Genomic DNA, 25,156 nt, shown 5'->3' with positions numbered 1-25,156 from the left:
TTTCGGAACCCGGAGGCAGCAGTGGAGACGATGCCGGACCGTCGGACTCTCGAGTCGGCAGTTGCGCTCGCGAGTCGATCGCCGTCGCTTCACAACAGTCAGCCGTGGCGGTGGACTCTGGACGCGGACGAGCTTGTGCTGTTCAGCGACAGTGATCGCATCCTTCCGGCCACCGATCCGTCCGGTCGTCAGATGGTGTTGTCCTGTGGAGCAGTGCTGCACCATCTGCGGGTGGCGCTCACCGCCCGGCACTGGGCCACGGTGGTCGAACGGATGCCGGACGCGACGAATCGTCGTTGTCTCGCGACGCTGCGCTTCCGCCGAGTTGACGCGGTGACCGACACCGACCTCCGGATGGCAGAGGCGATCGGCCGCCGACGTACCGAGCGGTTACCGATGGGGGCTCCGCAGGAGTGGGCTCGGACCGAGAGCGCTCTGCAGATGTTCGCCGAGCCCGCGGGTGTCCGCCTGAGTGCCATCGCCGAACACGAGCGACCTGCACTGGAAGAGTTGTCCCGTCGCATCGGCGGTGAGCGTCGCTCCGATGCGGCCTACCAGACGGAACTTTCCTGGTGGGCCGGGCACGGGATGCACCCGGACGGAATACCTCCGGACGCACTCCCACCGGGACGGCGCACGGTGGCGACGGAGCGGGAGTTCCCTCCCGGCAACGCGACCGGCGAGTCGGCAGAGGCGGAGGACCGAGCCGCGATACTTCTCCTGTCGACCACGACGGACACGCGGCTCGACTGGCTGCGGAGCGGTGAAGCCCTATCGGCCGTGCTCCTCGCGTGCACCGCCCGTGGACTGGCCACCTGCTCCGTCACGCACCTGACGGAATCCGAATCCTCACGTGCGTTCCTGCGGGAAACGGCCCGCATCGAGGGCGTGCCGCAAGTGATGATCCGGGTCGGTGTACGCGCGGGACCGGGTCCGGATGCGACGACGCCGCGCCGTCCGACTTCCGCGATTCTGTTCCGCAAGCAATCCTGATCCCGAACTTCGGTGTTCCCGACCGCGCTCAGCGACGTCGAAACCACCAGAATCGTTCGAGGACAACAAAAGCCCGGATCAGCGGGCGGCGCCGTAGAAGCGGGAGACCCGTACACGCAGCAGCAACCTGCGATCGGCGACCATCGCGGCCCGGAAGTCGTCCCAGTCCGGATGCTCGCCCTGCACCGCTCGATACAACTCGACGAGCTGCTCGACGGTGTCGTCGTGGGGGTCCGCGGCCACCGGCGTCAGCTCGGCCTCGCCCTCCGCGACGGCGTAGGACCACTTGTCGTCGGAGTCGACGAACAGGCTCACACGCGGGTCGCGGCGCACGTTCCGGGTCTTTGCCCGGTCGTCGGTGATGGAGACGGAGAACGTGCGGGTCGCGGGCTCGTACCGGTAGGTGACGTTCGACAACTGGGGTCGCCCGTCGCGCTTGATCGTCGCGAGCACAGCGACACCGGTGGGAGGGAACAGGGCTTCGAGTGCGCTCTCGTCGGCCGGCATGGCGCCCAGACTACGGCCGACCGTGCAGAATCGGGGCGGGTATCGGGCCGAGTACGAAGGGTAGGCATGCTGGACTACGCGCGTTACTGCGGAGAGATCGTCGAACAGACGGAACTGCTGGTGGACTCACTGGCCGGGCAGGACATGACCACACCGGTGCCGTCGTGCCCGGGATGGAACCTCGGTCAGCTCGCCCGACACATCGGCTACGGCCACCGCTGGGCGAGCGAGGCGGTCCGCGGTGAAGGGGCGATGCCGCGCACCGACCGCGCGATGCGGGAGTTGGCGGACTACGTCGACGAGGATCCGGACGAGCTGATTCCGTGGTTACGGGAAGGAGCGCGCGAATTCGGGGCCGCGTTGCGGGAGGTCGGTCCGAACATGCGGGTGTGGACACCGATCCCGGGTGGCAAGAAGACCCCGGAGTTCTTCGCCCGACGCTTCGCCCACGAGACCGTGGTGCATCGCGCCGACGCTGCACTCGCACTGGGAGCGGACTTCGAGCCGGCCCACGATCTTGCGGTGGACTGCGTGGACGAATGGCTCGACCTGGCGGTCGTCACCTGGCCACGACTCGATGTCGAACGGCACCGCGCGTTGCACGGACCCGACCGGACGCTGCATTTCCACGCGACGGACACGTCGGCGGAATGGGTCGTGGACCTGTCCGGCGAGGACTTCGCGTGGCGGCATGCCCACGAGAAGAGTGCCGTGGCGGTACGCGGACCGCTGACGGAACTGCTGTTGGTGCTCTATCGTCGGCGTGCTGTGGACACAGCCGACGTGGAGGTCTTCGGCGACACCGGGTTCCTGGCGTCCTGGCTCGACGTCAGTCCCTTCGGCTAGCCCGAAGGCAGAACGCACAGCGGGTGGCCGCACCGCGACGTTGAGGCGCGGCCACCCGCCTGCGAGTCAGACCGACAGGCGCGACGCCGAGTACGCGTGGCGGATGGCGTCGAGTGCGCTGGTGCAGGGAATATGAGCTTCCTGCAGCGAATGGATCACCTCGGCGATCGGTCCGGACTGCTCGAAGGCGCTACCGGCGGCGACGGCCCAGGCGACTTCGCCGGGCTCGAACGTCCGGGTGGGCTTCCATCCTCGCTGAGGAGCGAGCTCGCGCAGAGTGCTCCAGTGCGCGACCTCGTCCGCATCCGGACGTCCGATGAAAAGTAGGCGGTCGTGTCCCACGGTGAACCCCTTCGTTCCTTCTCGTGCTTCGACAGGTAGGTCGTCTTCACTGTGCGCTTCGTTACATTCACCTGATCGAGAAGCGTCGCAGGTTTAGGACCTTCCACTATGTGGTACACCCGCCCGAATCCGACGGACCTGTCGGACAAGGGCGATCATCCACCGCCGTAGCGAGCCGCGAACGCGCCCGGCGTCATGCCCATGACCCTCGCGAAATCACGTACGAAATGCGGCTGGTCGGCGTAACCGAGGACCGCGGCGACCTCCGACAACGAACCGGGTTTCTCGCGCAGGCGACCGGCGGCCTCCTGCAGTCGCCGCCGCTGGATCAGCCACTTCGGGGTCAGCCCGATCCGTCGCTGGACGAGGCGTTGCAGCGCGCGCTCGCCGAGACCGAACTCCGCGCGCACCTGCTCGACCCGCAGGACGTCGGAGTTCTCTTCGACGAATGCCACCACCCGGTTGACCAGTCGCCCCTCCTCATCGATCGGCAGATGGGCGCGCAGCACGTCGTCGAACGCCTCCGTCGCGGCGCGGTGCGACTCGCGAGAGTCCGGGCCGTGTGCCATCGCCTCCCGAACCCGCGTGATCAGACGCGCGCCGGCATCGCCGAGGACATCGGTGAGGTCGATGGCCCGGTCGGTGAACGCCGCGAGCGAGGTGCCCGTGATCAGTGCCCCGGCCGCCGGGCTGAGCATGGACCCGACCGCCCAGCCCTCGCCGGTGAGGGTGACCGTGGACAGTCCGTGTTCGACACCGTAGAAGCGCGCGTAATCGTGCGCAACCACCAGTTGGCAGACCGGATAGCGCAGCACCCGCTGGGGTGCCTCCCGCCCGGCCGGCACCGACCACACGGGAATCCAGTACCGCTGCATCAGATCCGTGAGGTCGGAAGCGGCGGGATAACGGTGGATGGTGTGCGAGGCGTCGTGCGGATCCTTCAGGTGGGCACGTTCGATGTCGTCGCGACCGCCGACGCGGTCGGTGTCGTCGCGACCGCCGACGCGGTCGGTGTCGTCGCGACCGCCGAGGGGGTCGCCGCCGTCGGGTTTCATCAATACCTCACGCTCGCCGGTCGTCAGTATCGAGTCATGAATACAACAGCACTGCGACACGCAGAGGCCGACAAGCCGCTCACCGACGTGATCTCGTCGCTCCGCGGCACCGACTGGGATGCGCAGTCGCCGTGTGAGGGGTGGACGGCGCGCGACGTCCTGGCCCACGTCATCGACACGCAGCGGGACTTCTTCGCCGGACGCGGCGTCGAGATGGGGGAGCGGCCCGAGACCGACCGTCCTGTCGAGGCGTGGAGGACGCACACGGCACGGATCGCCGAGATCCTCGCGGACGACTCGTTCGTCTCGACGACATACGACGGATACTTCGGGCCGACCACGGTGGGTGCGACCTTCGAACAGTTCTACCTCTGGGACATGCTCGTGCATCGCTGGGACATCGCACGCAGCGCGGGGGTCGATGTGACCTTCTCGGACGCCGAACTCGACCGGATGGAGGCCGGCGCCGACAGTTTCGGCGACGCGCTCTACATGGACGGTGTCTGTGCTCCGGCGGTGCCGGTTCCCGAGGACGCAGACCGCACGGCCCGGATCCTCGCGAAGATGGGACGTCGCACGGCCGCGTCGATCGGTTAGGCCGCGTTATCGTCGGTCGTATGAGCGAAACGATCCGCGTCGCGGACTACGTGCGCGAAGCGATCGCGGCCGGACGGCCGGTCGTGGCGCTCGAATCGACGATCTTCACACACGGCCTCACCCGGCCACGCAACGTCGAGGTCGCCCTCGAGGCCGAGAAATGTCTGCGCGATTCCGGGGTGCTGCCCGCGACCATCGGGGTTGTCGACGGCACGCCGACGGTCGGTTTGTCGGAACAGCAGATCCGCATGCTCGGTGCCGAGGACGTCCCGGTCGTCAAGCTTGGTATCCGCGACCTGCCGGTCGCGGCGGCGAAGGGATTGCACGGGGGGACCACGGTGTCGGCGACGGCGCTGCTCGCGCATCGCGCCGGGATCGACGTATTCGCCACCGGCGGCCTGGGCGGCGTGCATCGGGGGGGCTTCGTCGACCTTCGACGAGAGCGCGGATCTCGTTGCGCTGGCGACACTTCCGATCCTCGTGGTGAGCGGCGGCGTCAAATCCGTCCTCGACATCCCTGCCACACTCGAACGGCTCGAGACGCTCGGGGTGGTCGTGGTCGGCTATCGGACCACGCGTTTTCCCGGCTTCTATGTGCGCGACAGCGGCTGCGATGTCGACGAGGTGGAGTCGGCGGAGCAGGCCGCGGCGGTGGCGCGGGCGCGGGACGGGCTGGGTCTGCGGGCGGCGGTGCTCGTCGGGAATCCGGTGGCGGCCGAGGCTCAGATCGATCCGGAACTGCACGATCGCGTGCTCGCCGAGGCCGAACACGCCGCAGCCGAGGCCGGGACACGCGGCAAGGCGATCACCCCGTTCCTGCTCGAACACATGCACCGGGCCACCGAGGGGCGCTCGCTCGAGACGAATGTCGCGGTCTATCGCGGGAACGTCGCGGTCGCCGCGGAGATCGCGCACGCGCTGGCGTCCTGATTCTTCATTGCAGGCCGACGGCCTGATTTCTCACTGCAGGAGGAAGGCGGCGGTGGACGACGGCAGGGGAGTGCCGCGCCGGCGGTAGATCTCGGCGGGCCGGCCCGTGCCCTCCCTGTGCAGTTCGCCGGTGGGTTCTAGGCCGTGCAGCAGGTGCCGGCGGAAGGTGTCCTTGGGATAGCTGCGGGCATAGACGGTCTCGTACAGCAGCCGCAGGTCGAGCACGGTGAACTGCTCGCCGAGGAAGTTGCCGGGGTCGACCTCGGCGGAGTACCTGCGTCGCAGGTCGGCGACGGCCAGGTCGACGATCTCGGCATGGTCGAAGGCGAGGTCGGAGGTCTCGGTGGTCGGCACGAGATACGCCTCGGCGGGGATCTCGGCGACCGGCACCGCGGCGCCGTGGGCCATCGACAGCACCCACCCGCGGTCGTCGCGCTCGGGATCGTCGAGCATGGCCAGCTGGTGGAAGTCGACACCCGTGAGTCCGGCCTTGTCGCGCAGGGCGCGTTCGGCGGCCTCGGCGAGTCGCTCACCGGGGTGCAGGAAGGTGCCCGGCAGGGCGAAGGTGCCGTCGGGACGTTCGACGACCAGAACCTTCAGTACTTCGTCGATGGTGAGGACGGCGACGTCCACGGCCACCGAGGGGCGCGGGTAGTCGGTGAGCGACCTGCCGGTCGAGTCGGTCGGTGTGCCCATGATGGACATTCAATCATTGATGCGCTAACTTTAGCGCAAACTTGATCGAATAGAGGGGTTCATGGAAACAACCGCAGCACAGAACGACCGGGCAGCCGGAGTCCTGCTCGCCACCGCAGCAGGCGACGCACTCGGGGCCGGATACGAATTCACGTATCCGACGGACACCACGCCCATCGACATGATCGGCGGCGGACTCGGGCCGTTCGCGCCCGGTGAGTGGACCGACGACACCTCCATGGCCCTCGCGATCGCCGAGGTCTCGGCGACCGGCGTCGACATCGGTGAGAGCGCCGGACTCGACGCGGTCGCGGCGCAGTTCCTCCGCTGGTACGCCACGAACCCCAAGGACATCGGCAACCAGACGCGTGCCGTCCTGCGCGAGGCGAGCCCCACCGCCGTCACCATGACGGCGCGCGCCCGCAGCCTCCCCGGACGCACCGGTGGCAACGGATCGCTCATGCGCACCGCACCCGTCGGGCTCGCCTACCTCGACGACGCCGAGCGGTGCCTGTCCACGGCGCATGCGATCAGCAGCCTCACCCACGCGGACGAGCAGGCATCCGAGGCATGCCGACTGTGGTCGTTCGCGATCCGTCACGCCGTCCTCCACGGCACCTTCGACGGGGTGCGGGTCGCCCTGTCCTGCCTGTCCCAGCCCGCCGCACAGCGGTGGACGGCGCTGCTGGACGAGGCGGAGACCGCGCCGAGTCCGCGCGTGTTCGACAACAACGGCTGGGTCGTCCACGCCCTGCAGGCGGCGTGGTGGGCGATCACGCACGCCCGCACCGACGGCCCCGGGCACCTGCCGGAGGCGCTCGAACTGGCCGTGCGCGCAGGCAACGACACCGACACGGTCGCGGCCATCGCGGGCGGACTGCTCGGCGCCCGGTGGGGTGCGTCCGCGGTGCCGGAACGGTGGCGTCGCATGCTGCACGGATGGCCCGGTTACCGCGCGGACGACCTCGAGCGCCTCGGGCTGCTCACTGCGCGGAAGGGCTCCGGGGCAGGCGGGGATGTACTACGGGTCGTCCAGAGCTGAGACTCCCCGAGATCCGCCGGATGTCTCCACTCGCGGTTGTGATGCGGTAGACACGACCCGTCCGACGGATACTCGAGGAGGGATCGCACGTGGCTTCCATCGCACTTCCACGCATCATGCGCGTCGGCGGGGGCGCCGTCGAGGAGATCGGTGAGGTAGTCGCCGGACTCGGACTCGCCCGGCCCCTGGTGGTGACCGACAAATTCCTGGTCGGCACCGGTGCGGTGGATCGGATGGTCGCGCAGCTCGAGGCCGCCGGACTGCGGCCGGCAGTCTTCGCCGAGACCGTTCCCGACCCCACCACCGCCTCGCTCGACGCGGGTGCCGCAGCGGTCGCCGAGCACGACGCCGACTGTGTGATCGGGTTCGGTGGAGGAAGCCCGATGGACACGGCCAAGGCCCTCGGCCTGCTCGCCCGGAAGGGCGGTCACATGCGCGACTACAAGGTGCCGCGCGACAACATCGGCCCGGCGCTACCGGTGATCGCCGTGCCGACCACGGCGGGAAGCGGCTCGGAGGCAACCCAGTTCACGATCATCAGCGACAGCGAGTCCGACGAGAAGATGCTGTGCACGGGCCAGGCCTTCCTGCCGGTCGCTGCGATCGTCGACTATCGGCTCACCATGACGATGCCCCCGCGCCTGACGGCGGACACCGGCGTGGATGCACTCACCCATGCCATCGAGGCCTATGTCAGCAGGAAGGCGAACCCGTTCTCCGACAGCCTCGCGCTCGTCGCGATCGACACCATCGGACAGGTACTGCGGCGCGTCTACGCGGACGGGCAGGACGCCGAGGCGCGCGAGCGGATGATGCTGGCCGCCACGCAGGCGGGCATCGCCTTCTCCAACTCCAGCGTCGCGCTCGTGCACGGCATGAGCCGTCCGATCGGGGCGCACTTCCATGTTGCGCACGGACTGTCGAACGCGATGCTGTTCCCGGCGGTCACCGAGTTCTCGGTGGATGCCGCCGAGTCCCGCTATGCCGACTGCGCCCGCGCGCTCGGCGCGGCCTCGACGGACGCCTCGGATGCGACCGCCGCCGCAGACCTGGTCGTCGCGCTGAAGGAACTGTGCCGCGACGTGGAGGTGCCGACACCGAAGTCGTACGGCATCGACAAGCAGACCTGGGACGAGAGGCTCCCGGTCATGGCCGAGCAGGCGCTGGCGTCGGGATCCCCGAACAACAACCCGAGGATCCCGACGGCCGAGGAGATCCGCGATCTCTACGGGCGGATCTACGCCTGAGGCCGGCTCATTCGGGAGCCTGATCGTCGGGCTCGACCTTCTCCGTCCTCACCCGGTCCGCGACGTTGCCGGGCGCACCCTCCTCCTCGCGTTCCTTCTCGACCTTCTGCTCGAGCTTGTCGACGAGATGTTTGATCTTCTGCCCGGTGAGGTCGTCGTTGTCCTCTGGGCGGCCCGAACCGTGCTTGGGGGCGTTGTCCATCGACGTCCGTCCTTCGTTCGTAGGGTGCAGGGGAGCGGTACCCGAGCGCCGGAACGGTCAAACGGGCAACGGTTCTGCTCACACCGATCACCACCGGCAAGCTCGATGAGACCGTTCCCGCCGCCTAGCTCATCCCGCCCGCTCGGCTGCGGCGGCGATGTCGGCGAGGTCCTGTTCGAGGGCCTTGCGGGTCGCGCGTTTCGCGAGCGGCGCGAACAGGGTCATCGCAAGCTGCGCGAAGGCGCCGAGGGGTCCGCTCTCGCCGGAGAACTCCACGGACAGATCCGTGCCGCCCGCCGAGGGGATCAGATCGAAGACGGTCCGGTAGCGGACGCCGCGGGATTCGGCGACGACGACGGTGCGCCGCTCCGGATCCGCCTCGGCGACCTGCATCTCCTCGGTCGACGACTGCCCGAACATCACGCGGGTCTCCCGCCACCGTGTGCCCACCTCGTAGCCGGTGCCGTCCAGTCGTTCCACGGCCTTCACCGCACGCAGGGTGGTGGGCGCCTCGTCCAGCGCGGTGAGCACCCGCCACACCGCGGATGGTGGTGCGGCGATGTTGCGCGAGACCTCGATGCGTTGTTCCACTTCTCTCCTCGTGATCGTTCGGGTCAGAGCGGGAGCTCGGTCTCCTGCAGCCCGGGCGGAACACCGCGGCGCCGGAACCATTCGACACCGAAGGCGGCCCGCAGGTGTTCCTCGGGCATGTTCAGCATCGGCCCGAAATCTCCGATCTGCGACTCATAGCCGATCATGGCAGCGCGTTTGGCGGCCAGCGCCGTCGACACGTCCACCGCGGTGGTCAGTTCCGATTCCGGTAGGCCGAACGACTCGAGGTCCGGTGGGCGCACGTCGTCGGGGGTGTCCGGCAGCGCCGAGAGCAGCCGCATAAGGTGGTCCCGGTTGCTCGATGCCTCGTAGACGGCGTCGTGTCCGGTGATCCGTTCGGCATGGATCCCGGCCCGGTGGACCTGGACGTGATCGGGATGGCCGTAGCCGCCGTGCTCGTCGTAGATCGTGACGACATCGGCGCGTTCCTGCTCGATCACGGCGGCCAGTCTGGCTCCCACCTCGCTCGGATCGGCGTTGGCGAAGGCATTCGGGTCGTGGTTGCCGGCGGTGCCGGCCATCCCCGAATCGCCGTAGCCGAAGGGCACCACCCTCGCCGCACCCAGCGCCCGGGCGGATTCCTCCAGCTCCTTCGCGCGCCGGGCGGCGAGGGATTCGCCGGGCGCGAGCAAACCGTCGGGATACTCGCCGCGGGCACCGTCGGTGGCGACGACGAGGACGACGCGATGCCCGGCGTCGGCGGCTCGGCGCATCACGCCACCGGTGAGGAACACCTCGTCGTCGGGGTGTGCATGAAAGCACAGCAGAACGCTCATGGCGTTCATGCTGACACGCTGCTCGTGCGGTGCAGCGGTCAGTCCGACTCGCCGTAGCGGGCCGCGAGATTCTCGGGCATCGGTTCGTGCCGCAGATACTGGCGGGCGAAATCGGCGGTGCCCTGCGTGATGGCCCGCAGTTCCACCGGATAGCGGCCGAGTTCGAGCTCGGGAACCTCCGCGCGCAACAGGGCGACACCCGGCTCGGGGGATTCGGTGCCGAGCACCCGTCCGCGCCGGGCCGACAGATCGCCGAGGACCGCGCCGAGATGCTCCTCCGGCACGATCACCCGCACGGCGGCGACCGGTTCGAGTACGCGAACGGTGCTGTGTGAGGCCGCATCCCGCAGGGCCAGCCCGGCGGCGGCCTGGAAGGCCGCGTCGGACGAATCCACCGAGTGGGCCTTGCCGTCGACCAGGGTGACTTGCACGTCGACGAGCGGATATCCCGTCGTCACGCCCTTCTCGGCCTGCGCGTACACGCCCTTCTCCACGGACGGGATGAACTGGCGCGGAACCGCACCGCCCACCACCTTCTCGGCGAACACCACCCCGCTGCCCACCGGCAGTGGTTCGACCTCGACGTCGACGACCGCGTACTGACCGTGCCCGCCGGATTGTTTGACGAGCCTGCCGTGGCCTTTCGCGGGGCCGGCGAAGGTCTCCTCGAGCGGCACCCGATGCTCGACCGTGTCGACCTGGACACCGTGCCGGGTGCGCAACCGTTCGAGGACCAGTTCGGCGTGCGCTTCACCCGTGCACCACAGCACGAGCTGATGGGTCTCGGGATTCTGCTCGACGCGCAGCGCGGGATCCTCGGAGGCGAGGCGCGACAGGGCCTGGGACAGCTTGTCGTCGTCGGTGCGGGTGTGTGCCTCGATCGCGACGGGGAGCAGGGGAGTCGGGGTGGGCCACCGGTCGAGCGGGACCGGATGGTCGGGGTCGTACAGGACGTCACCGGGTTGTGCCGTCGCGAGCTTCCCGACGGAGGTGATGTCTCCCGCCACGGCTTCACCGACCGGGCGCTGTTGCTTGCCGAACGGGCTCGTCAGGGCGGGAATGCGTTCGCGGCTGTCGCGGTCGCCGTCGGCCAGCGCGACGATCGTGTCGGGTCGCAGCGTGCCGGAGTACACGCGCACCAGGCTGATCCGCCCGACATAGGAGTCGCCGGCCACGCGCACGACCTGCGCGGCGAGCGGACCGTCCGGATCGCACGGCGGTGCACCACGACCGCGCTGCGTCGGTGCGGGGAATCCGGTGGTGATCAATTCGAGCAGTTCGACGGCACCGATCCCCGTCTCGTCGGCGGGAACGGCCGGGTGCAGGGTGCACGCCAGGATCTCGCGGGTGAGTCCTTCCTGCAGGGAGGCCGTGTCGAGTTGCTCGCCGGCGATGAACCGCTCCATGAGCGTGTCGTCCTGGCCGGAGATGGCCTCCACGAGGCTCTCGCGCGCTTCGGTGGACACCGGGCACGGACCGGGTTCGCCGTAGCTGCGGCCCGTCAGCAGACCCATCGACCCGATCGGGCGGTCGCCGTCGTAGACGGGATAGAACATGGCCCTCAGGGTGTCCGGTCCCAATCCGAAGGCGACGTGACAGTCGGTGAGCATGTCGTCGAAGCTGTGCCGGGCGACATCGAGTTTGTTCACCACGATCGCGCGGGGGATCGCCTCGTCGTCGCATTCGCGCCAGAGCGCGCGGGTCGCTGCGCTGATGGGATCGGTGGCGGAGACGACGAAGATCGCCGCGTCGGCCGCGTGCAGGGCTGCGCGGACCTCGGCGTCGAAGTCGGGGTGTCCCGGCATGTCGATCAGGTTGATCTTGATGTCGTTCCATTCGAGGGGGACGACGGACAGCTGCACCGACCTGCGGTGGCGCTGCTCGATCCCCTCGTAGTCGGACACCGTGGTGCCCTCTGCCACGCGCCCGGCGCGCCCGACGGCGCCCGCTGCGACGGCGAGGGATTCGGTGAGGGTGGTTTTCCCGGAGCCGCTGCACCCCACCAGGGCAACGTTGCGGATCCGGTCGGGACTGTCGGCGGTCGGTGCCTGCCGGCTGCGTGCTGCGGAGCGATCGGGCATCGAGCTACTCCCTCGTGTGACCTGCAGCACAGTCTAAGGCATTCCGATGGTGCCTCCGGGGAGGTTCGCAACACGCGCTCGGGGCTCGCAACGCCACCGGTGACCGATGGTGTTGCGAGCCTCGCGGCGGCGGTGCGTACCCCCGGCCTGCTCAGTACACGTCGCGCACGTACCGCTTCTCGCGCTTGAGGGTGGTGACGTACTCCGCGGCCTGCTCGTCGTTCATGCCGCCGTGCTCGGCGACGATCTCGTGCAGCGCACGGTCGACGTCCTTCGCCATCCGCGACGCGTCGCCGCAGATGTAGAAGTGTCCACCCTCCTCGAGCCACGCGAACAGTTCCGCGCCGTGCTCCTTCATGCGGGTCTGCACGTAGATCTTCTCGGCCTGATCGCGGGAGAACGCCAGGTCCAGGCGCGTGAGCACACCCGAGTCGGCGAACTCGGCCAACTCCTGTTCGTAGATGTAGTCGCAGCCGCGCTTCTGGTCGCCGAAGAACAGCCAGTTCTTCCCCGTCGCACCCCGTGCGCGACGTTCCTGCAGGAAGCCGCGGAAGGGTGCGATGCCGGTGCCCGGACCGACCATGATCATCGGTGCGGTGTCGTCGGCGGGCACGCGGAAGGCCTTGTTCTTCGACACGAAGATGCCGACCTTGCCTTCACCGACACGATCGGCGAGGAAGGTCGAGCACACCCCGCGACGCTCGCGGCCGTCGGTGCCGTAGCGCACCGCCGCGACCGTCAGGTGCACCGAACCGTCGCACGCGTTCGGACTCGACGAGATCGAGTACGCCCGGTGCTGCAGCGGACGCAGCAGCGCCAGGAACTGCTCGGCCGACAGCTCGGGCGCGGGATCGAGCAGGAGCACGTCGAGAATGTCGCGGCCCCACAACCATTCGTCGAGCGCGGCCTTGTCGCTGTGCCGCAGCACATAGGTGAGTTCCTCGTTACCCGTGTGTTTCTCGATCTCCTCGAGGAGATCGACGGACGGAGCGGTGATCTCGTAGTTGTAGGTGAGGAGGTGCTCGAGCGTGTCGTCGTGACCCTCGGGGACGGCCGCGCCGTCGAGACCGAGCCGACCGAGGATCGCGTGCACGAGTTCGGTGTCGTTGACGGGCACCACGTTCAGCGCGTCGCCCGCTTCGTATTCGAGACCGGAATCGGCGAGCGCGAACTCGTAGTGCCGAATCTCCTTGGCCGAGTCCTCCCCGGACAGGAGCACGTTCGACGTCAACACCGCCGGATAGGGATTCTTGCGGGTCCACTGCGACTTCGCCCGGGCCGGTGCCGCCGGTGCCGCGGGAGCGGGAGCACCATCGCCCACGATGCCCTCGACGGCCGCGACGAGCGGCAGCGTCTCCGCGATCCACGTCGCGGCGAGCTCCTCGAACTCGACGTCGCAGTCCACCCGCGGCACGATGCGCTGCGCACCGAGCTGCTCGAGACGCATATCGATGAGCTTGCCGGCCTGGCAGAACCCGTCGTACCCCGTGTCACCGAGAGCGAGCACCGCGAAGTTCATGCCGTCGAGGCGCGGCGCGCTCTCGGCCGACAGCGCATCCCAGAACAGCTCGGCGTTGTCGGGCATCTCGCCCTCGCCGTAGGTGGATGTGACGATCAGGACCTGGCCCAGACCGGCGAACCGGTCGAGGTCCATGTCGTCGAGAGCGCACACGACGGGCGCGAAGCCCTGGGTGCGCGCTGCAGCCGCGGCGTCCTCGGCGACGGCTTCGGCATTGCCGGTCTGCGAGCCGTAGAGCACGTGCAGAGCAGTCGCCGAGCCGACGGTCCCGGCATCGGCGGCGGGACCCCCGGAGAACAGGCGGGTCTGCATCCCGGCGACGAAGCCGGAGAGCCACGACCGCTGATCGGCGGTGAACGGAGCGTCGAGGGGAATGAACGGGCCGGTGGTGGTCACGCGGAGACTCCCATCGTGGAGGTGAGGACGTTCGGGACGGCGTTGCGTGCGAACAGTTCCTCGTAACCGGGCAGGCGACCTGCGGCGTCGAGATTCTTGCGGCTCTGCAAGAGGATCCAGCCGTAGGTACCCGGCGCATCGACCGAGCGGACGTTGCGCAGGGCCAGGGCCTGCTTGTAGTCGTTCAGGCGCTTGTCGGCGACCAGCGCCGCGAGCTGCTCGTCGGTGTGGTCGGCGATCGCCGCGAGGGCGTAGCGCTCGAGCTTCGCGACGAGGAAGAAGTCCTCGGTGAGCAGCAGATTGCGAGCGGCCTTCTGCACCGCCGGATCCGACACGTCGGTGGCGCCGGGGACCTTCTGCAGCGCCATCTCCTGCGCGGCGGCGAGCACCGTGTAGTTGTTGAGCAGCGCGTACATGGCCTCGGTGTCGGTCGCGTCCGGGGTGACACCACCGGCGACGGGAACACCCGAGCGGTAGTTCTCCTTGAACTTGCGCACCTGGTGCGCGACCAGCGCCGTGGCGACCTCGGCGGCGAGGTCCTTGCGCGACGCTGCGGCGAGGATCTCGTCGAGGTCCTGGTACTGCAGCAGCGCGCGCGGCATGCCGTACGCGAAGCGGTGCTGCTCGACCTGCCAGTTGTCGATCAGGAAGCGGGCCTTCACCGAGCCGGTCGCCTCGACGTGCAGGTGCAGCAGCTGCAGCACGGCGGCGTTGTGGATCGCGGCCTGCGGGTCGTCGCCGGTGATCGACCCGAGGACGATCGAGTCGGCGCTGGCCTTGCGGGGGAGCAGGTCCTCGGGGTCGTACTGGTAGACGAACCCGCCCGACATGCCGTTGCCGAAGCCCTTGCCGAACTCGCCGATGTTGAGCACCGCGCCGTTGGTCATGTACTCGCAGGCGAACTCGCCGACACCCTCGACGACGGCGGTGGCGCCGGAGTTGCGCACCGCGAAGCGGTCGCCGGCCTCACCCTCGACGAACAGGCGACCACCGGTCGCACCGAAGAGCGCGAAGTTGCCGATGAGCACGTTGCCGCCGCGTCGGTCGCTGCCGCCGCCGGGGGAGTGCAGCACGATCTGCCCGCCGCACTGGCCCTTGCCGACGCCGTCGTTGGCGGTACCGGTGTGCTCGATGTGCATGCCGTCGTTGCAGAACGCCCCGAAGGACAGGCCCGCCGAACCGGAGGTGGTGATGGTGACGGTGCCGTCGCGTAGCCACCGGCGTCCGCGCTCGTCGTCGAGCACGGCCGGCAGGGCGCCGAGATCCTCGTGGTTGAGCATGCGCTCGATGTCGATCGCCAGCTGCGCGCCGACGCTCTTGTTGTTGTTCGTCAGCTGCACGCCGTCGCCGAGCGAGACGGTGAGCTCCTTCGCATCGACGAGGGCCTCGCGCAGCCGGGCCACCCACGCCTCGTCGAGCGAGTAGTCCTTCTCCATGTAGACCGGATTGTCGATGTGCACCTCGGGCAGCACCGCGAGCATCGCCCGCAGGTCCAGCCGGCCCACGCTCGACGGGTGGTCGAGCAGGTGCAGCAGGTCGGCGCGGCCACGCGCGTCGCGCAGCGACCGCAGACCCAGGCGGGCGAGCAGCTCTCGGGTCTCGTGCGCGACGTTGAGCAGGTACTGGGCCATCGCCCGCGGATCGCCGTTGAACACTTCGGGATTCGTGGTCAGACCTGCCGGGCACTTGACGTTGCAGTTCTTCGCCATGACGCAGCCGAGCATCATCAGCGCGGTGGTGCCGAACTCGAAGCTGTCGGCGCCGAGCAGCGCGGAGACGATGACGTCCGACGCCGTCTGGTGCGCACCCGAGCAGCGCAGCACGACCTTGTCGCGCAGACCGTTGGCCGTGAGGGCCTGGTGGACCTCGGCCACACCGATCTCCGCGGACCGGCCCGCGTACTTCAGCGAGGTCACCGAGGCGGCACCCGTGCCGCCGGTGTTGCCGGCGACGTTGATGACGTCGGCGCCGGCCTTCGCGACACCCACGGCGATCGTGCCGATACCCTCCGAGGAGACGAGCTTGACGATCACCCGCACCCGCGCCGCCTTGGCGTCGTGGATGAGCTGGGCGAGGTCCTCGATGGAGTAGGTGTCGTGGTGCGGCGGCGGCGAGACCAGCTCGACGCCCGGGGTCGCACCGCGCGCCGCGGCGATCTCCACCGTGACCTTCTTGGCGGGCAACTGGCCGCCCTCACCGGGCTTCGCGCCCTGCGCGATCTTGATCTCGATCTCCTCGAGCATCGGATCGGCGAGATAACCGGCCCACACACCGAAGCGGCCGGACGCGAACTGCTTGATGCGCGACCCGCGGATGGTGCCGTAGCGGGAGATGTGCTCGCCGCCCTCACCGCAGTTCGACATGCCGCCGACCATGTTGGTGCCGTGGGCGACGGCCTCGTGGGCGTTGGAGTTGAGCGCGCCATGGCTCATCGCACCCGACGCGAGCGCCGGGGTGATCTCGTGCGCCGGCTGCACCCGGTCGAGCCGCACGCTCAGCGGGGCCTGGCGGACCTGCTCGAGATAGCGCGCGGCGTCACCGATCGCGTGCACGGTCAGGGTGTCGCCGTAGCAACGGTGCGAGACGATGCCGTCACCGAAGCGCGCGACGAGCGAGGCCGCGAGCGCATCGGGACGACGGTGGTCGTCTGCGAGCGGACCGGTCAGACGCAGGACGAATTCGCTCTCACCGACCCGCGCCGCGGAGATCCCGCGCACGAGCATCGAGTTGTTGCCGAACCGCGCGAAGCGGCCCATCTCCTTGGTGAAGTCCTCGGCGGTGACGGCGTAGGTGACGTCGGCGGGCAGGGCGAGCACGTCGCGCAGCGCCGCGGGACGCTGTGTGCGCTCGTCGGCCATCGTGCGGGCGAACGCGCGGTAACCCGGGGTGATCTCGAAGGCATCGATCTCGGCGGGTGTCAGGGCGCGGAAGCCGCCGTAGCGGTACGACGCGTCGTCGAGACCGTGCGCGTCGGAGAGCCGGTGCAGCGGCAGCAGACGCAGCGCGTCGGTCAGATCCGGCTCGGCCTCCTTCTCCACGGGCAGCGCGAAGGGCTCCTCGGTCATGTCCACGAAGCCGCGCACGGCGGTCGTGCCGAACGAGTGACCGGCGCCCTCGGCGCGCTCCTTGAACAGACCCAGCAGCGGGACGTCCTTCTCCGTCTCCACGGTGAGAGCGCGACGGTGCCAGTCGGCGACGGCCTGCGCGAGGGTGGTGAAACCGACACCGCCGACCGGGGACTTCACGTTCGGGAACCAGCGCGCGAGCACCTCGTCACTCGTGTCGAGATAGCTCGGCTCGAAGAACTCACCGCCGATGTACGACTCGACGGTGCACAGGCCGACGCGTCCCATCGTCTTCATGAGCGACTTCTCCGCAGCCTTGCGGAACTTCAGGAACGCGGCGTCGGCATCGTCGCCGAACTTCTCCTCGGCGCGCATCTGCACCGTGAGCGGATACACCGCAGCGGCACCGAAACCGAGGGTCGCGGCGATGTGATGCGACGAGAACAGCTGTCCGGATTCGACGATGACGGACACGCGCAGACGCAATCCCTCGTCGATCAGGCGCTGGTTGACCGCGGCGACGGTGAGCACCATCGGCAGTCCGGCGCGGTCGGTGGAGACGTGGCGGTCGGTGAGCACGGCGATGCCACCGGATTCGCGGGCGAAATCGGCAATGGCCTCGGCCGTACCGTCGATCGCGGCGGCGAGCGCGGCCGCGTTCGCCTTGGCGTCGTCGAAGACGGGGGAGTACAGCATCTCGAAACGCCGCACCGGGGTGTCGGACTGCTCGCGGATACGCAGCATGTCGAGGTGCGTGAGGATCGGGGTGGGCACCACGATCTGGGTCGCGGACGAGACGGGAGCACCGCTACCGGGGCGAGCACCGAGCGCGACGCGCAGGGTCATGCCGTCCGCTTCGCGGATCGAGTCCAGCGACGGGTTGGTGACCTGGGCGAAGCGCTGCGAGAAGTACTTGGCCACACCGCCTTCCTGATCCGACAGCGCGTTGATGGCGTTGCCGTAACCCATCGCGGAGATGCGCTCCTGACCCGACGCGAGCATCGGGTCGAGCATGAACCGGAAGGATTCCTGGTTGATGCTGTAGGACACGTAGCGCTGGTAACGCTCGAGATCGCCGTTGTAGCGCAGCGGGGAACCGGCCTTCTCGGCGGGAACCTCGGGCAGGGCATCGAGACTGCGGCGGGCCTCGTCGACGAGCGACGCGTAATTCTGCGGGGCAGCAAGAAGTTCGAGCGCCTCATCCGCTCCGTAGGAGCGGCGCGTGCGGTGATCGAAGTACAGCATGCCACCGGCCTCGATGCGGCCGCGACGCAGCACGGTCTCGGGCGCGAAGTCGAACTGGCCGGCCTCGGAGGTGACGGCGAGGTACTCTTCGGTCTCCACGGTGCGCAGCGGACGCAGGCCGAGGCGGTCGAGGCGGTCGAGGCGCGCGCCGACGACGGTGCCGTTGCCGAAGACCAGCGCCGCGGGGCCGTCGTTCTTCTCCTCGTACAGGGAGAAGAACTCGAGCATCGCGCGGACCTGTGGCGACAGCTCGGTGTCGTTCTCCCAGGCAGGCGGCATCATCTGCACGACGGCGGTGACGAGGTCGAGTTCGTTGTGGGCGATACGCGAGGCCAGGGTCTGGTCGAAGCGGCAGCTGTCGGACTGTCCCGGCGGGCGAATGATGTCACGGCCCATCGCGCGGGCGAGGGCGCCCTCGAACAGCCGGTTCTTGCGATCGGTGTTCAGCTCACCGTTGTGCGCTATGAGGCGGAACGGCTGCGCCATCGTCGGATGCGGATCGGTGTTCGTCGAGAACCGGGTGTGGAAGAACAGGGTGTGCACCGCGTGCCGCGGATCGGTGAGATCGCGGAAGTACGGGATGACCTCGTGAGAGTTCAAGCGGTTCTTGAGAACCTGCGTGCGCGCACTGAGCGAGAGCGGGTACAGCCCGCCCAGTTCCGGCTCGGTGTAGGCGCGGGCCTCGACCTCGAGGAGCACGCCGTGCAGCAGTCGGTCGAACTCGTCGACGGAGTCGCACGCGTCGGGCCGCGTGAAGATCCACTGACGGATCGGCAGCTGGTATTTCGTTGCGGCAGGACGCAACACGCTGTCGTCGACGGGGACGTCGCGCATCGTGAGCACGGTGACCCCGGCTCCGGCGAGTGCCGACGAGACGAGTTCCTCGGCATCGGCATGCGCCGCGGGATCGGTGGGGAGGAAGAAGTTTCCGACACCGAAGTGCCCTTCCTGCAAGGGTGTTCCGGTGATCTCGGAGAAGAAGGCGACCGACAGGTCCACGTTGATGCCGGCTCCGTCGCCGACACCCTCGGCGGACATGCCACCGCGGTGCGGCACGACGCACAGGGCCTCGTGACCGCGGGTGAGCACGTCGTGGGTCTGCACGCCGTCCTTGCGGGTGATGAAACCGACACCACAACTGCTCTTGTCCAGCGTGCTGTCGTACAGGCCGGTGTCACTGGCGTGCGTCACGGACGTCCTCCTCGGTGCATCGAATTCGACGTCGACCGGCAGTGACGATGCGAAGAAGGGGAACGCGTGGGAAGGCGCAGCTCCTGAGGTGCATAGACGTGTGCCGGAGACGATGTGTGTGAATGCAGACGTCTTTGTCCGAATGCGCCGTGCGTTGCGACGGTGGAGCGCGCGAGCAGCAATGGCAAGTGTAGCGCACGTGTTAACTCCGGTGACGGCGGGATACATCACAACCCGCCGGGAGTAAACGCTTTATTGCGGGAGGGTCTTCGCTACGCTCGCGCCCAACGGCGTCGACAGGCCGGACTACGAGCAGGGAGAGCGATATGACCGACATTCTCGACCGCACGAAGATCTACATCGACGGGCAGTGGGTGGACTCCGACGGCGCCGGCCGCATCGAGGTCGTGAACCCGACGACCGAAGAGGTCGTCGCCGCGGTCGCCGAGGGTGCCGCCTCCGATGTCGATCGGGCGGTCGCCGCAGCGAAGGCGGCCTTCCCGGCCTGGTCCGCGCTCAGTGGTGCGTCGCGCGCCGCCTACCTGGAGAAGGTCTCCTCGCTGGCGAACGAGCGTGCCGACGAACTCACGAGCGTCGTCTCCCAGGACATGGGGATGCCCGCTCACTTCGCGCGTGCCATCCAGGTCGGGATGCCGCTGAAGAATATTGCCGCCTATGCGTCGCTGGCCGGAACGTACGACTTCGACGACCAGGAGATCGGCAACGCCCTGGTCGTACGCGAACCCATCGGGGTCGTCGGGGCGATCACCCCGTGGAACTACCCGCTGCACCAGGTGGTGCTCAAGGTGTTCGCCGCGCTCGCCGCCGGGTGCACCGTGGTGCTCAAGCCCACCGAGGTCGCGCCGCTGGTGACCTACGCGCTCGTCGACATCGTCGACGAGGCCGGCCTGCCGCCGGGCGTGTTCAACCTCGTCAGCGGTTACGGACCGGTCGTCGGCGAGGCCATCGCCGCACACCCCGACGTCGACATGGTGTCGTTCACGGGCTCGACGCGTGCCGGCAAGCGCGTCTCGGTCGTCGCTGCGGAGACGGTGAAGAAGGTCGCGCTCGAACTCGGCGGCAAGTCGGCCAACATCATCCTCGACGATGCCGACCTCACCGCCGCCGTCACCGAGGGTGTCGGCAAGTGCTTCCTCAACTCCGGCCAGACCTGCACCGCCCTGACCCGCATGCTCGTCCCCGCCGACCGTCTGCAGGAGGCCACCGCCGTCGCCGAGCAGGTCGCGCGGGCCTACACCGTCGGGCTGCCCGACGATCCGTCGTCGAAGCTGGGCCCGCTCGTCAGCGGCACGCAGCAGGCCCGCGTGAAGGCGTACATCGACAAGGGCGTCGAGGAGGGGGCCGAACTGGTGCTCGACGGACGCGAAACCGAGTTCACCACCGGCTACTTCGTCGGCCCGACCGTGTTCACGAACGTCGCGCCGGAGATGACGATCGCCCGCGAGGAGATCTTCGGGCCGGTGCTGTCGATCATCGGATACCAGGACGAGGACGATGCGGTGCGCATTGCCAACGACAGCGAGTACGGCCTGTCCGGTGGGGTCTGGTCGGCCGACCCAGCGCGAGCGGAGGCCGTGGCCCGCCGTATGCGCACCGGTCAGGTCTACATCAACGGCGGCGCCTTCAACACCGACGCACCTTTCGGTGGTTACAAGCAGTCGGGTATCGGACGCGAGGCCGGTGTGTTCGGGCTCGAGGAGTTCCTGGAGATCAAAACGATCTTGCGCTGACGGCGGTGCCGTCGAATCTTGCGCTGACGGCGGTGCCGTCGAATCTTACGCTGACGGCGGTGCCGTATCGTTTCGTCGGACCGGTCAGTAGTAGACCGCGCCGGGTACGCCGCCGCCCACGGCGATCGCATCGCCGGTGATGCCGATGCTGCGCGGGCTCGCGAGGAACGCGACGACGTCGGCGACCTCGCTCGCGTCGATGAGGCGGTTCACGGAGTTCTTCGCGATCTGCTGTTCCAGTTCGGCTATCGGCGTGCCCGTCTCGGCGGACTCCTCGGCCAGTCGCGCCGCCAGCCGTTCGGTGCGGGTGCGGCCGGGGTGGACCACGGTGACGTTGATGCCGTGCGGGCCGAGTTCGTCGGCGAGGTTCTTCGTCACGGCTGCAACGCTGACGTTCCGGACCGTCTGGGCGATGGAGTTCGCGCTGCGCGCGCCGAGCCCGCTGATGTTGATGATCCGGCCCCAGCCCTGCTCGATCAGGTAGGGGGCGACGGCGCGTGCGGTGCGCAGACAGCCGAGGACCTTGATCTCGACTTCGTTGCGCACGATGTCGTCGGTGGTCGCGGCGAAACTCGTCGGCTTGTCGGCGGTCCAGGGTGTGGCGGCGGAGTTGACGAGGATGGCGACGCCACCGAGTTCGGCGACGGCCCGCGCGACGAGTGCGTCGACCGAGGACTGGTCGTTGGTGTCGGTGGGCACGGGAACGATTCGTCGCCCGGTCTCCTCCGAGAGGGTCTTCGCCGCGATGTCGAGATCGGCCGCGGTACGGGCCGCGATCACCACGTCGGCACCTTCGGTGGCCAGTGCCCGCGCGATGGCGTAGCCGATGCCGCGGCTACCGCCGGTGACGATGGCCCTCTTCGCAGTGAGTCCGAGATCCATGCTGCCCTTGTCCGTTCTTCGGGGATGTCCCGACGGTATGCCGACAGGGGAGCGGGCGGCCACATTTGCGACCGGCGTGATGCGAAGCGGTGGACGGCTACGGCGACGGCCCCCGCACCATGTGGTGCGGGGGCCGTCGGTGGTAGGTCTCAGGCCTTGCGGGTGCGGCCGAGGCGCAGCAGCGTCATCGCGAGCGTGCTGCCGTCGGTGCCGAGTTCGGCGAAGCGTCCCATGACGGCCATTTCCTCGGCCTGTGCTTCGCGGCTCGCGTCGGTGCCCTTCGCGGATGCTCCGGCGCGCTGAACGAGCTCCGAACGCCGCTTGATCACCGCGAGCAGCTGAGCGTCGAGCTCCTTGATCTGCTCGAACAGCTCCCCGAGCTCTGCCTCGGCCGACGAAGCTTCGCCGACGGACGCAAGGCCAGGCGAATCAAGCTGGACAGTCATGCAGACTCCTCCGGTCTCGTCTGAATCGTCACAGATTGTGTCGTGCTCACGCCTATAGGTGTTACCGACACGTAGGGAAAAATTCTCGCGAGATTCTCCCATGCGCGTCCTGTTCCTTCATAAACGGCCGTGACCTGGTTCAACACCCCGATGACCGAGGGGTATGTTAATTGTCACACCGACCGGTGCCAACTCGTGTGCCCGTCGGTGACGTCGCACCCGAAGGGTCCGCATCGGGTCCGCCGCTCGAGGTAGCGTTCCGGCCGACCGGCAGGGCCGAGGACGTCGGGGCTCCTCGGTACACCTGGAGGGGAGACCGATGCGACGACCTGTTGTCCCGTGGGGTGGGCGCGGCACGGAGGCTGCGACTTCCGGTGCCGAACCGACTTCCGGTGCCGAACCGACTTTCGGTGCCGAACCGACTTTCGGTGCCGAACCGACATCCCACATCGAACCGCCGAGCGAATGGCAGCACGGCACGCGCAATCTGCACGTGTACGCAGCGGCCGGTGCGGCGGTGCTCGTGGCGATTTTCGCCGCGGCCCGCGGAGCGAGCGCGTGGGGCACCGATTCGGTGGGCGCCGACCGCTTCTATTCGATCCTGGCGGTGCTGATGCTGCTGACGGCGGCCTTCGGCGCCACCTTCTGGTGGCCTGCCGGATCTGGGGCCCGGCGACCGTCGCCGTGGCCTCCGAGCCGCACCCCGCGGTTCCGGTACGTCGAGACGGCCGATCGCGGCAGTACCGAGATCGCGGGCCGTCGCCCCGTCTTCGGTCTGCTGCTCGCGATGGTGCTGTGCGGGACGTTCCTCTCGCTCGGCGCAGCCGTGGAGATCGTGGTCGGGAACGAGGGTTTACCTCTCGTGGCGCTGGTGCTGGCGCTCGTCGCCGGGGTGTGTCTGGCCTTCCTCGTGGAGGTGGCACTCGGGCGCATCCGGGCCGGTTCGCTGGTTCTCGGGCCGGACGGGATCAGGCTGCGCGGCTGGTTCGTGGAGTCCTATCTGCCGTGGGTGTCGGTGCGGGGTCTTCGTGCGGTCGACCGGGGGTTCCCGGAAATCTGGATCGAGGGGCACGGGTCGGCGGCGTGGGCGCGTCGGCGCACGAGTCGGGTGTTCCCCTTCGAGCGCCTGCCGTCCGAGCCCCGGATCGAGGTGGACTCACGGCATCTGGCCGTCGATCCGGTGCAGTTGTACCGTTTCCTCGAGTTCTACGTGGAGCACCCTCGCCACCGCCGTGAACTGGGCACACCGGCGGCTGCGGAACGTCTCGCGGAGGGTCCTCCGTTCACCGTCGACGACGAGTGAAAATAACGTAGCTCGTATTGCAGAATGGCGTTTCCGTTCCCGTTCCTGCAACTCGTGTTCGGACCTTCACAAGTGCGGCACTCGGTGCCGTAGCATCGAGTCAGACGCTTCGGGAGGACGCCTTCCCGAAGATCTGTGCGCTCGGCGGTGCCGGCGCGTGGACCCCCAGGTGTTCGACCAGATTGGACGAGAAATGACCGCTCCGGAACGCATCGTCATCGTCGACGGCGCACGCACCCCCGTCGGCAGCTTCGGCGGCGCACTCAAGGACGTACCCGCGCACGAACTCGGCGCCACCGCGGTCCGCGAGGCGCTGCAGCGCGCGGGTGTCGCAGGTGAGGACATCGACGAGGTTGTCATGGGTTGCATCGGCCAGGTCGGTGCCGACGCCTACAACGCCCGTCGCGTCACCCTCGCCGCCGGACTTCCCGTCTCCACCCCGGCCCTCACCGTCAACCGCCTGTGCGGCTCGGGTCTGCAGGCCGTGTGGTCCGCAGCCCAGGAGATCCGTTGGGGTGCCGCGGAGATCACCGTCGCCGGTGGCGACGAGAGCATGTCGCGCATGCCGTTCTACGACTTCGGTGCCCGCAACGGTTACAAGCTCGGCAACCGCGAGCTCGTCGACGGCACCGTCGGCATGCTCACCGATCCGTTCAGCGGACTGCACATGGGCGTCACGGCCGAGAACGTCGCCCGCGAGTACGGCGTCAGCCGCGAGCAGCAGGACGAGTTCGCCCTCGAATCGCAGCGCCGCGCCGCCACCGACGCCGCGAAGGCCGCCTTCGCCGAGGAGATCACCCCGGTCGAGATCGGTGGCCGCAAGCCCGTCACCGTCACCGAGGACGAGCACCCCAAGCCCGACACCACCCTCGAGGTGCTCGGCAAGCTGCGCTCGGCGTTCATCAAGGACGGCACCGTCACCGCCGGTAATGCCTCCGGGATCAACGACGGCGCTGCCGCGCTCGTCCTGGCCCGCGAGTCGGTCGCCCGTGAACGCGGTCTCGGTGCCTCTGTCGTGCTCGAGTCGGTCGTCACCTCGGCGATGGAGCCCGAGCTGATGGGCTACGCCCCGACCCTCGCCCTGGTGAAGCTGTTCGAGCAGAACGGCCTGACCCCGGCCGACATCGACACCGTCGAGCTCAACGAGGCCTTCGCCTCGCAGGCCGTGGCGGTGGCGCGCGACGCCAAGCTCGACCCGGAGAAGACCAACCCCTACGGCGGTGCCATCGCCCTGGGCCACCCGGTCGGCGCGACCGGCGCGATCCTGACGCTGCGCGTCGCCAAGGACCTGATCCGTCGCGATCTCGAACTCGGCGTCGTCACCATGTGCATCGGTGGCGGACAGGCACTCGCCGCGCTGCTGCGCCGCGTGTCCTGATCCGGGCAGGTTTCGAAGGACCGACAGTGGTGGGAGCGATACGTATCGCTCCCA

Annotated in this window: 21 protein-coding genes and 1 pseudogene; 10 read left to right on the top strand and 12 right to left on the bottom strand. The window is 68.6% G+C overall.

The genetic code is table 11. The features are described 5' to 3' along the window. Nucleotides 1–30: 30 nt before the first annotated feature. On the top strand, nucleotides 31–993 hold the full coding sequence (locus BLV31_RS18145) for an Acg family FMN-binding oxidoreductase (RefSeq protein WP_064061235.1): 963 nt from the start codon (nucleotides 31–33) through the stop codon (nucleotides 991–993). A gap of 78 nt (nucleotides 994–1,071) precedes the next feature. On the opposite strand, the gene BLV31_RS18140 is transcribed toward BLV31_RS18145, so the two are convergent. Continuing rightward, entirely contained in the window at nucleotides 1,072–1,509 is a 438-nt protein-coding gene (locus BLV31_RS18140) for a PPOX class F420-dependent oxidoreductase (RefSeq protein WP_371746955.1), read from the bottom strand. A 57-nt stretch (nucleotides 1,510–1,566) separates the two neighbouring features. Between BLV31_RS18140 and BLV31_RS18135 the strand changes: the two genes are divergently transcribed. Next, nucleotides 1,567–2,346, top strand: a complete 780-nt coding sequence (locus BLV31_RS18135) for a maleylpyruvate isomerase family mycothiol-dependent enzyme (RefSeq protein WP_064061193.1) — start codon at nucleotides 1,567–1,569, stop codon at nucleotides 2,344–2,346. Between the two features lie 66 nt (nucleotides 2,347–2,412). Here the strand turns inward: BLV31_RS18135 and BLV31_RS18130 are convergent, their stop codons facing one another. Beyond that, on the bottom strand, nucleotides 2,413–2,688 hold the full coding sequence (locus tag BLV31_RS18130) for a hypothetical protein (RefSeq protein ID WP_006552872.1): 276 nt from the start codon (nucleotides 2,686–2,688) through the stop codon (nucleotides 2,413–2,415). A gap of 155 nt (nucleotides 2,689–2,843) precedes the next feature. Continuing rightward, nucleotides 2,844–3,743, bottom strand: coding sequence for a helix-turn-helix domain-containing protein (locus BLV31_RS18125; protein ID WP_064061194.1), 900 nt, complete (start codon nucleotides 3,741–3,743; stop codon nucleotides 2,844–2,846). Nucleotides 3,744–3,779: 36 nt separating this feature from the next. Here BLV31_RS18125 and BLV31_RS18120 point away from each other — a divergent pair, with 36 nt between their 5' ends. The 3 genes and pseudogenes from BLV31_RS18120 (at nucleotide 3,780) to BLV31_RS26030 (ending at nucleotide 5,270) form a co-directional block, all read left to right on the top strand. Then, a complete protein-coding gene (locus BLV31_RS18120) occupies nucleotides 3,780–4,340 on the top strand; it encodes a TIGR03086 family metal-binding protein (protein ID WP_033098055.1) in 561 nt (186 codons plus the stop codon). A gap of 20 nt (nucleotides 4,341–4,360) precedes the next feature. Then, nucleotides 4,361–4,702, top strand: a pseudogene (locus BLV31_RS26035) (pseudouridine-5'-phosphate glycosidase); the annotation flags it as partial. A 121-nt stretch (nucleotides 4,703–4,823) separates the two neighbouring features. After that, complete coding sequence (locus BLV31_RS26030; protein WP_437438428.1) at nucleotides 4,824–5,270, top strand: pseudouridine-5'-phosphate glycosidase; 447 nt, start codon at nucleotides 4,824–4,826, stop codon at nucleotides 5,268–5,270. 30 nt (nucleotides 5,271–5,300) lie between these two features. On the opposite strand, the gene BLV31_RS18110 is transcribed toward BLV31_RS26030, so the two are convergent. Beyond that, nucleotides 5,301–5,966 (bottom strand): NUDIX hydrolase, encoded by a 666-nt coding sequence (locus BLV31_RS18110; protein WP_024103645.1) that lies wholly within the window; start codon nucleotides 5,964–5,966, stop codon nucleotides 5,301–5,303. Between the two features lie 61 nt (nucleotides 5,967–6,027). Here BLV31_RS18110 and BLV31_RS18105 point away from each other — a divergent pair, with 61 nt between their 5' ends. Together BLV31_RS18105 and BLV31_RS18100 are read left to right on the top strand one after the other, a co-directional pair. After that, nucleotides 6,028–7,008: an ADP-ribosylglycohydrolase family protein gene (locus BLV31_RS18105; protein ID WP_064061195.1), complete on the top strand. Its 981-nt coding sequence runs from the start codon at nucleotides 6,028–6,030 to the stop codon at nucleotides 7,006–7,008. A 116-nt stretch (nucleotides 7,009–7,124) separates the two neighbouring features. Next, the gene (locus BLV31_RS18100) at nucleotides 7,125–8,255 is read left to right on the top strand and encodes an iron-containing alcohol dehydrogenase (protein WP_064061236.1); all 1,131 of its coding nucleotides are present in this window, start codon (nucleotides 7,125–7,127) and stop codon (nucleotides 8,253–8,255) included. Between the two features lie 7 nt (nucleotides 8,256–8,262). On the opposite strand, the gene BLV31_RS18095 is transcribed toward BLV31_RS18100, so the two are convergent. From BLV31_RS18095 to BLV31_RS18070, 6 genes are all read right to left on the bottom strand, one after another. After that, a complete protein-coding gene (locus BLV31_RS18095; RefSeq protein WP_006552878.1) occupies nucleotides 8,263–8,457 on the bottom strand; it encodes a hypothetical protein in 195 nt (64 codons plus the stop codon). Between the two features lie 129 nt (nucleotides 8,458–8,586). Then, nucleotides 8,587–9,048 (bottom strand): SRPBCC family protein, encoded by a 462-nt coding sequence (locus BLV31_RS18090; protein ID WP_064061196.1) that lies wholly within the window; start codon nucleotides 9,046–9,048, stop codon nucleotides 8,587–8,589. A gap of 23 nt (nucleotides 9,049–9,071) precedes the next feature. Then, entirely contained in the window at nucleotides 9,072–9,845 is a 774-nt protein-coding gene (locus tag BLV31_RS18085) for a PIG-L deacetylase family protein (RefSeq protein ID WP_064061237.1), read from the bottom strand. Nucleotides 9,846–9,883: 38 nt separating this feature from the next. Further along, nucleotides 9,884–11,926, bottom strand: a complete 2,043-nt coding sequence (locus tag BLV31_RS18080) for an elongation factor G-like protein EF-G2 (RefSeq protein ID WP_064061197.1) — start codon at nucleotides 11,924–11,926, stop codon at nucleotides 9,884–9,886. A gap of 151 nt (nucleotides 11,927–12,077) precedes the next feature. Continuing rightward, nucleotides 12,078–13,841 carry a sulfite reductase subunit alpha gene (locus BLV31_RS18075; RefSeq protein WP_064061198.1) on the bottom strand — a complete coding sequence of 588 codons (1,764 nt, stop codon included), beginning with the start codon at nucleotides 13,839–13,841 and terminating at the stop codon, nucleotides 12,078–12,080. Further along, complete coding sequence (locus BLV31_RS18070; protein ID WP_064061199.1) at nucleotides 13,838–19,342, bottom strand: glutamate synthase-related protein; 5,505 nt, start codon at nucleotides 19,340–19,342, stop codon at nucleotides 13,838–13,840. The genes BLV31_RS18075 and BLV31_RS18070 overlap by 4 nt, the downstream gene beginning before the upstream one ends. A 326-nt stretch (nucleotides 19,343–19,668) precedes the next feature. Here BLV31_RS18070 and BLV31_RS18065 point away from each other — a divergent pair, with 326 nt between their 5' ends. Continuing rightward, complete coding sequence (locus BLV31_RS18065; RefSeq protein WP_006552885.1) at nucleotides 19,669–21,093, top strand: aldehyde dehydrogenase family protein; 1,425 nt, start codon at nucleotides 19,669–19,671, stop codon at nucleotides 21,091–21,093. An 84-nt stretch (nucleotides 21,094–21,177) separates the two neighbouring features. On the opposite strand, the gene BLV31_RS18060 is transcribed toward BLV31_RS18065, so the two are convergent. Further along, on the bottom strand, nucleotides 21,178–21,975 hold the full coding sequence (locus tag BLV31_RS18060) for an SDR family NAD(P)-dependent oxidoreductase (RefSeq protein WP_064061200.1): 798 nt from the start codon (nucleotides 21,973–21,975) through the stop codon (nucleotides 21,178–21,180). A gap of 149 nt (nucleotides 21,976–22,124) precedes the next feature. Then, nucleotides 22,125–22,421 (bottom strand): chorismate mutase, encoded by a 297-nt coding sequence (locus BLV31_RS18055; RefSeq protein ID WP_019288919.1) that lies wholly within the window; start codon nucleotides 22,419–22,421, stop codon nucleotides 22,125–22,127. A gap of 319 nt (nucleotides 22,422–22,740) precedes the next feature. Between BLV31_RS18055 and BLV31_RS18050 the strand changes: the two genes are divergently transcribed. Beyond that, nucleotides 22,741–23,724 (top strand): hypothetical protein, encoded by a 984-nt coding sequence (locus tag BLV31_RS18050; protein WP_081263461.1) that lies wholly within the window; start codon nucleotides 22,741–22,743, stop codon nucleotides 23,722–23,724. 193 nt (nucleotides 23,725–23,917) lie between these two features. Then, nucleotides 23,918–25,102: a thiolase family protein gene (locus BLV31_RS18045; protein WP_006552890.1), complete on the top strand. Its 1,185-nt coding sequence runs from the start codon at nucleotides 23,918–23,920 to the stop codon at nucleotides 25,100–25,102. Nucleotides 25,103–25,156: the final 54 nt, after the last annotated feature.

The sequence above is a fragment of the Rhodococcus pyridinivorans genome (assembly GCF_900105195.1).
Classification (GTDB): domain Bacteria; phylum Actinomycetota; class Actinomycetes; order Mycobacteriales; family Mycobacteriaceae; genus Rhodococcus; species Rhodococcus pyridinivorans.
The sequence above is the reverse complement of the archived record's forward strand: the minus strand, read 5'-3'. Positions and strand labels throughout refer to the sequence as shown.

Coding starts and splice junctions, on each gene's coding strand:
- BLV31_RS18105 (WP_064061195.1), top strand. CDS start 6,028: ATGGAAACAACCGCAGCACAGAACGACCGGGCAGCCGGAGTCCTGCTC.
- BLV31_RS18145 (WP_064061235.1), top strand. CDS start 31: ATGCCGGACCGTCGGACTCTCGAGTCGGCAGTTGCGCTCGCGAGTCGA.
- BLV31_RS18095 (WP_006552878.1), bottom strand. CDS start 8,457: ATGGACAACGCCCCCAAGCACGGTTCGGGCCGCCCAGAGGACAACGAC.
- BLV31_RS18080 (WP_064061197.1), bottom strand. CDS start 11,926: ATGCCCGATCGCTCCGCAGCACGCAGCCGGCAGGCACCGACCGCCGAC.
- BLV31_RS18125 (WP_064061194.1), bottom strand. CDS start 3,743: ATGAAACCCGACGGCGGCGACCCCCTCGGCGGTCGCGACGACACCGAC.
- BLV31_RS18045 (WP_006552890.1), top strand. CDS start 23,918: ATGACCGCTCCGGAACGCATCGTCATCGTCGACGGCGCACGCACCCCC.
- BLV31_RS18110 (WP_024103645.1), bottom strand. CDS start 5,966: ATGGGCACACCGACCGACTCGACCGGCAGGTCGCTCACCGACTACCCG.
- BLV31_RS18085 (WP_064061237.1), bottom strand. CDS start 9,845: ATGAGCGTTCTGCTGTGCTTTCATGCACACCCCGACGACGAGGTGTTC.
- BLV31_RS18050 (WP_081263461.1), top strand. CDS start 22,741: ATGCGACGACCTGTTGTCCCGTGGGGTGGGCGCGGCACGGAGGCTGCG.
- BLV31_RS18065 (WP_006552885.1), top strand. CDS start 19,669: ATGACCGACATTCTCGACCGCACGAAGATCTACATCGACGGGCAGTGG.
- BLV31_RS18060 (WP_064061200.1), bottom strand. CDS start 21,975: ATGGATCTCGGACTCACTGCGAAGAGGGCCATCGTCACCGGCGGTAGC.
- BLV31_RS18135 (WP_064061193.1), top strand. CDS start 1,567: ATGCTGGACTACGCGCGTTACTGCGGAGAGATCGTCGAACAGACGGAA.
- BLV31_RS18120 (WP_033098055.1), top strand. CDS start 3,780: ATGAATACAACAGCACTGCGACACGCAGAGGCCGACAAGCCGCTCACC.
- BLV31_RS18055 (WP_019288919.1), bottom strand. CDS start 22,421: ATGACTGTCCAGCTTGATTCGCCTGGCCTTGCGTCCGTCGGCGAAGCT.
- BLV31_RS18100 (WP_064061236.1), top strand. CDS start 7,125: ATGCGCGTCGGCGGGGGCGCCGTCGAGGAGATCGGTGAGGTAGTCGCC.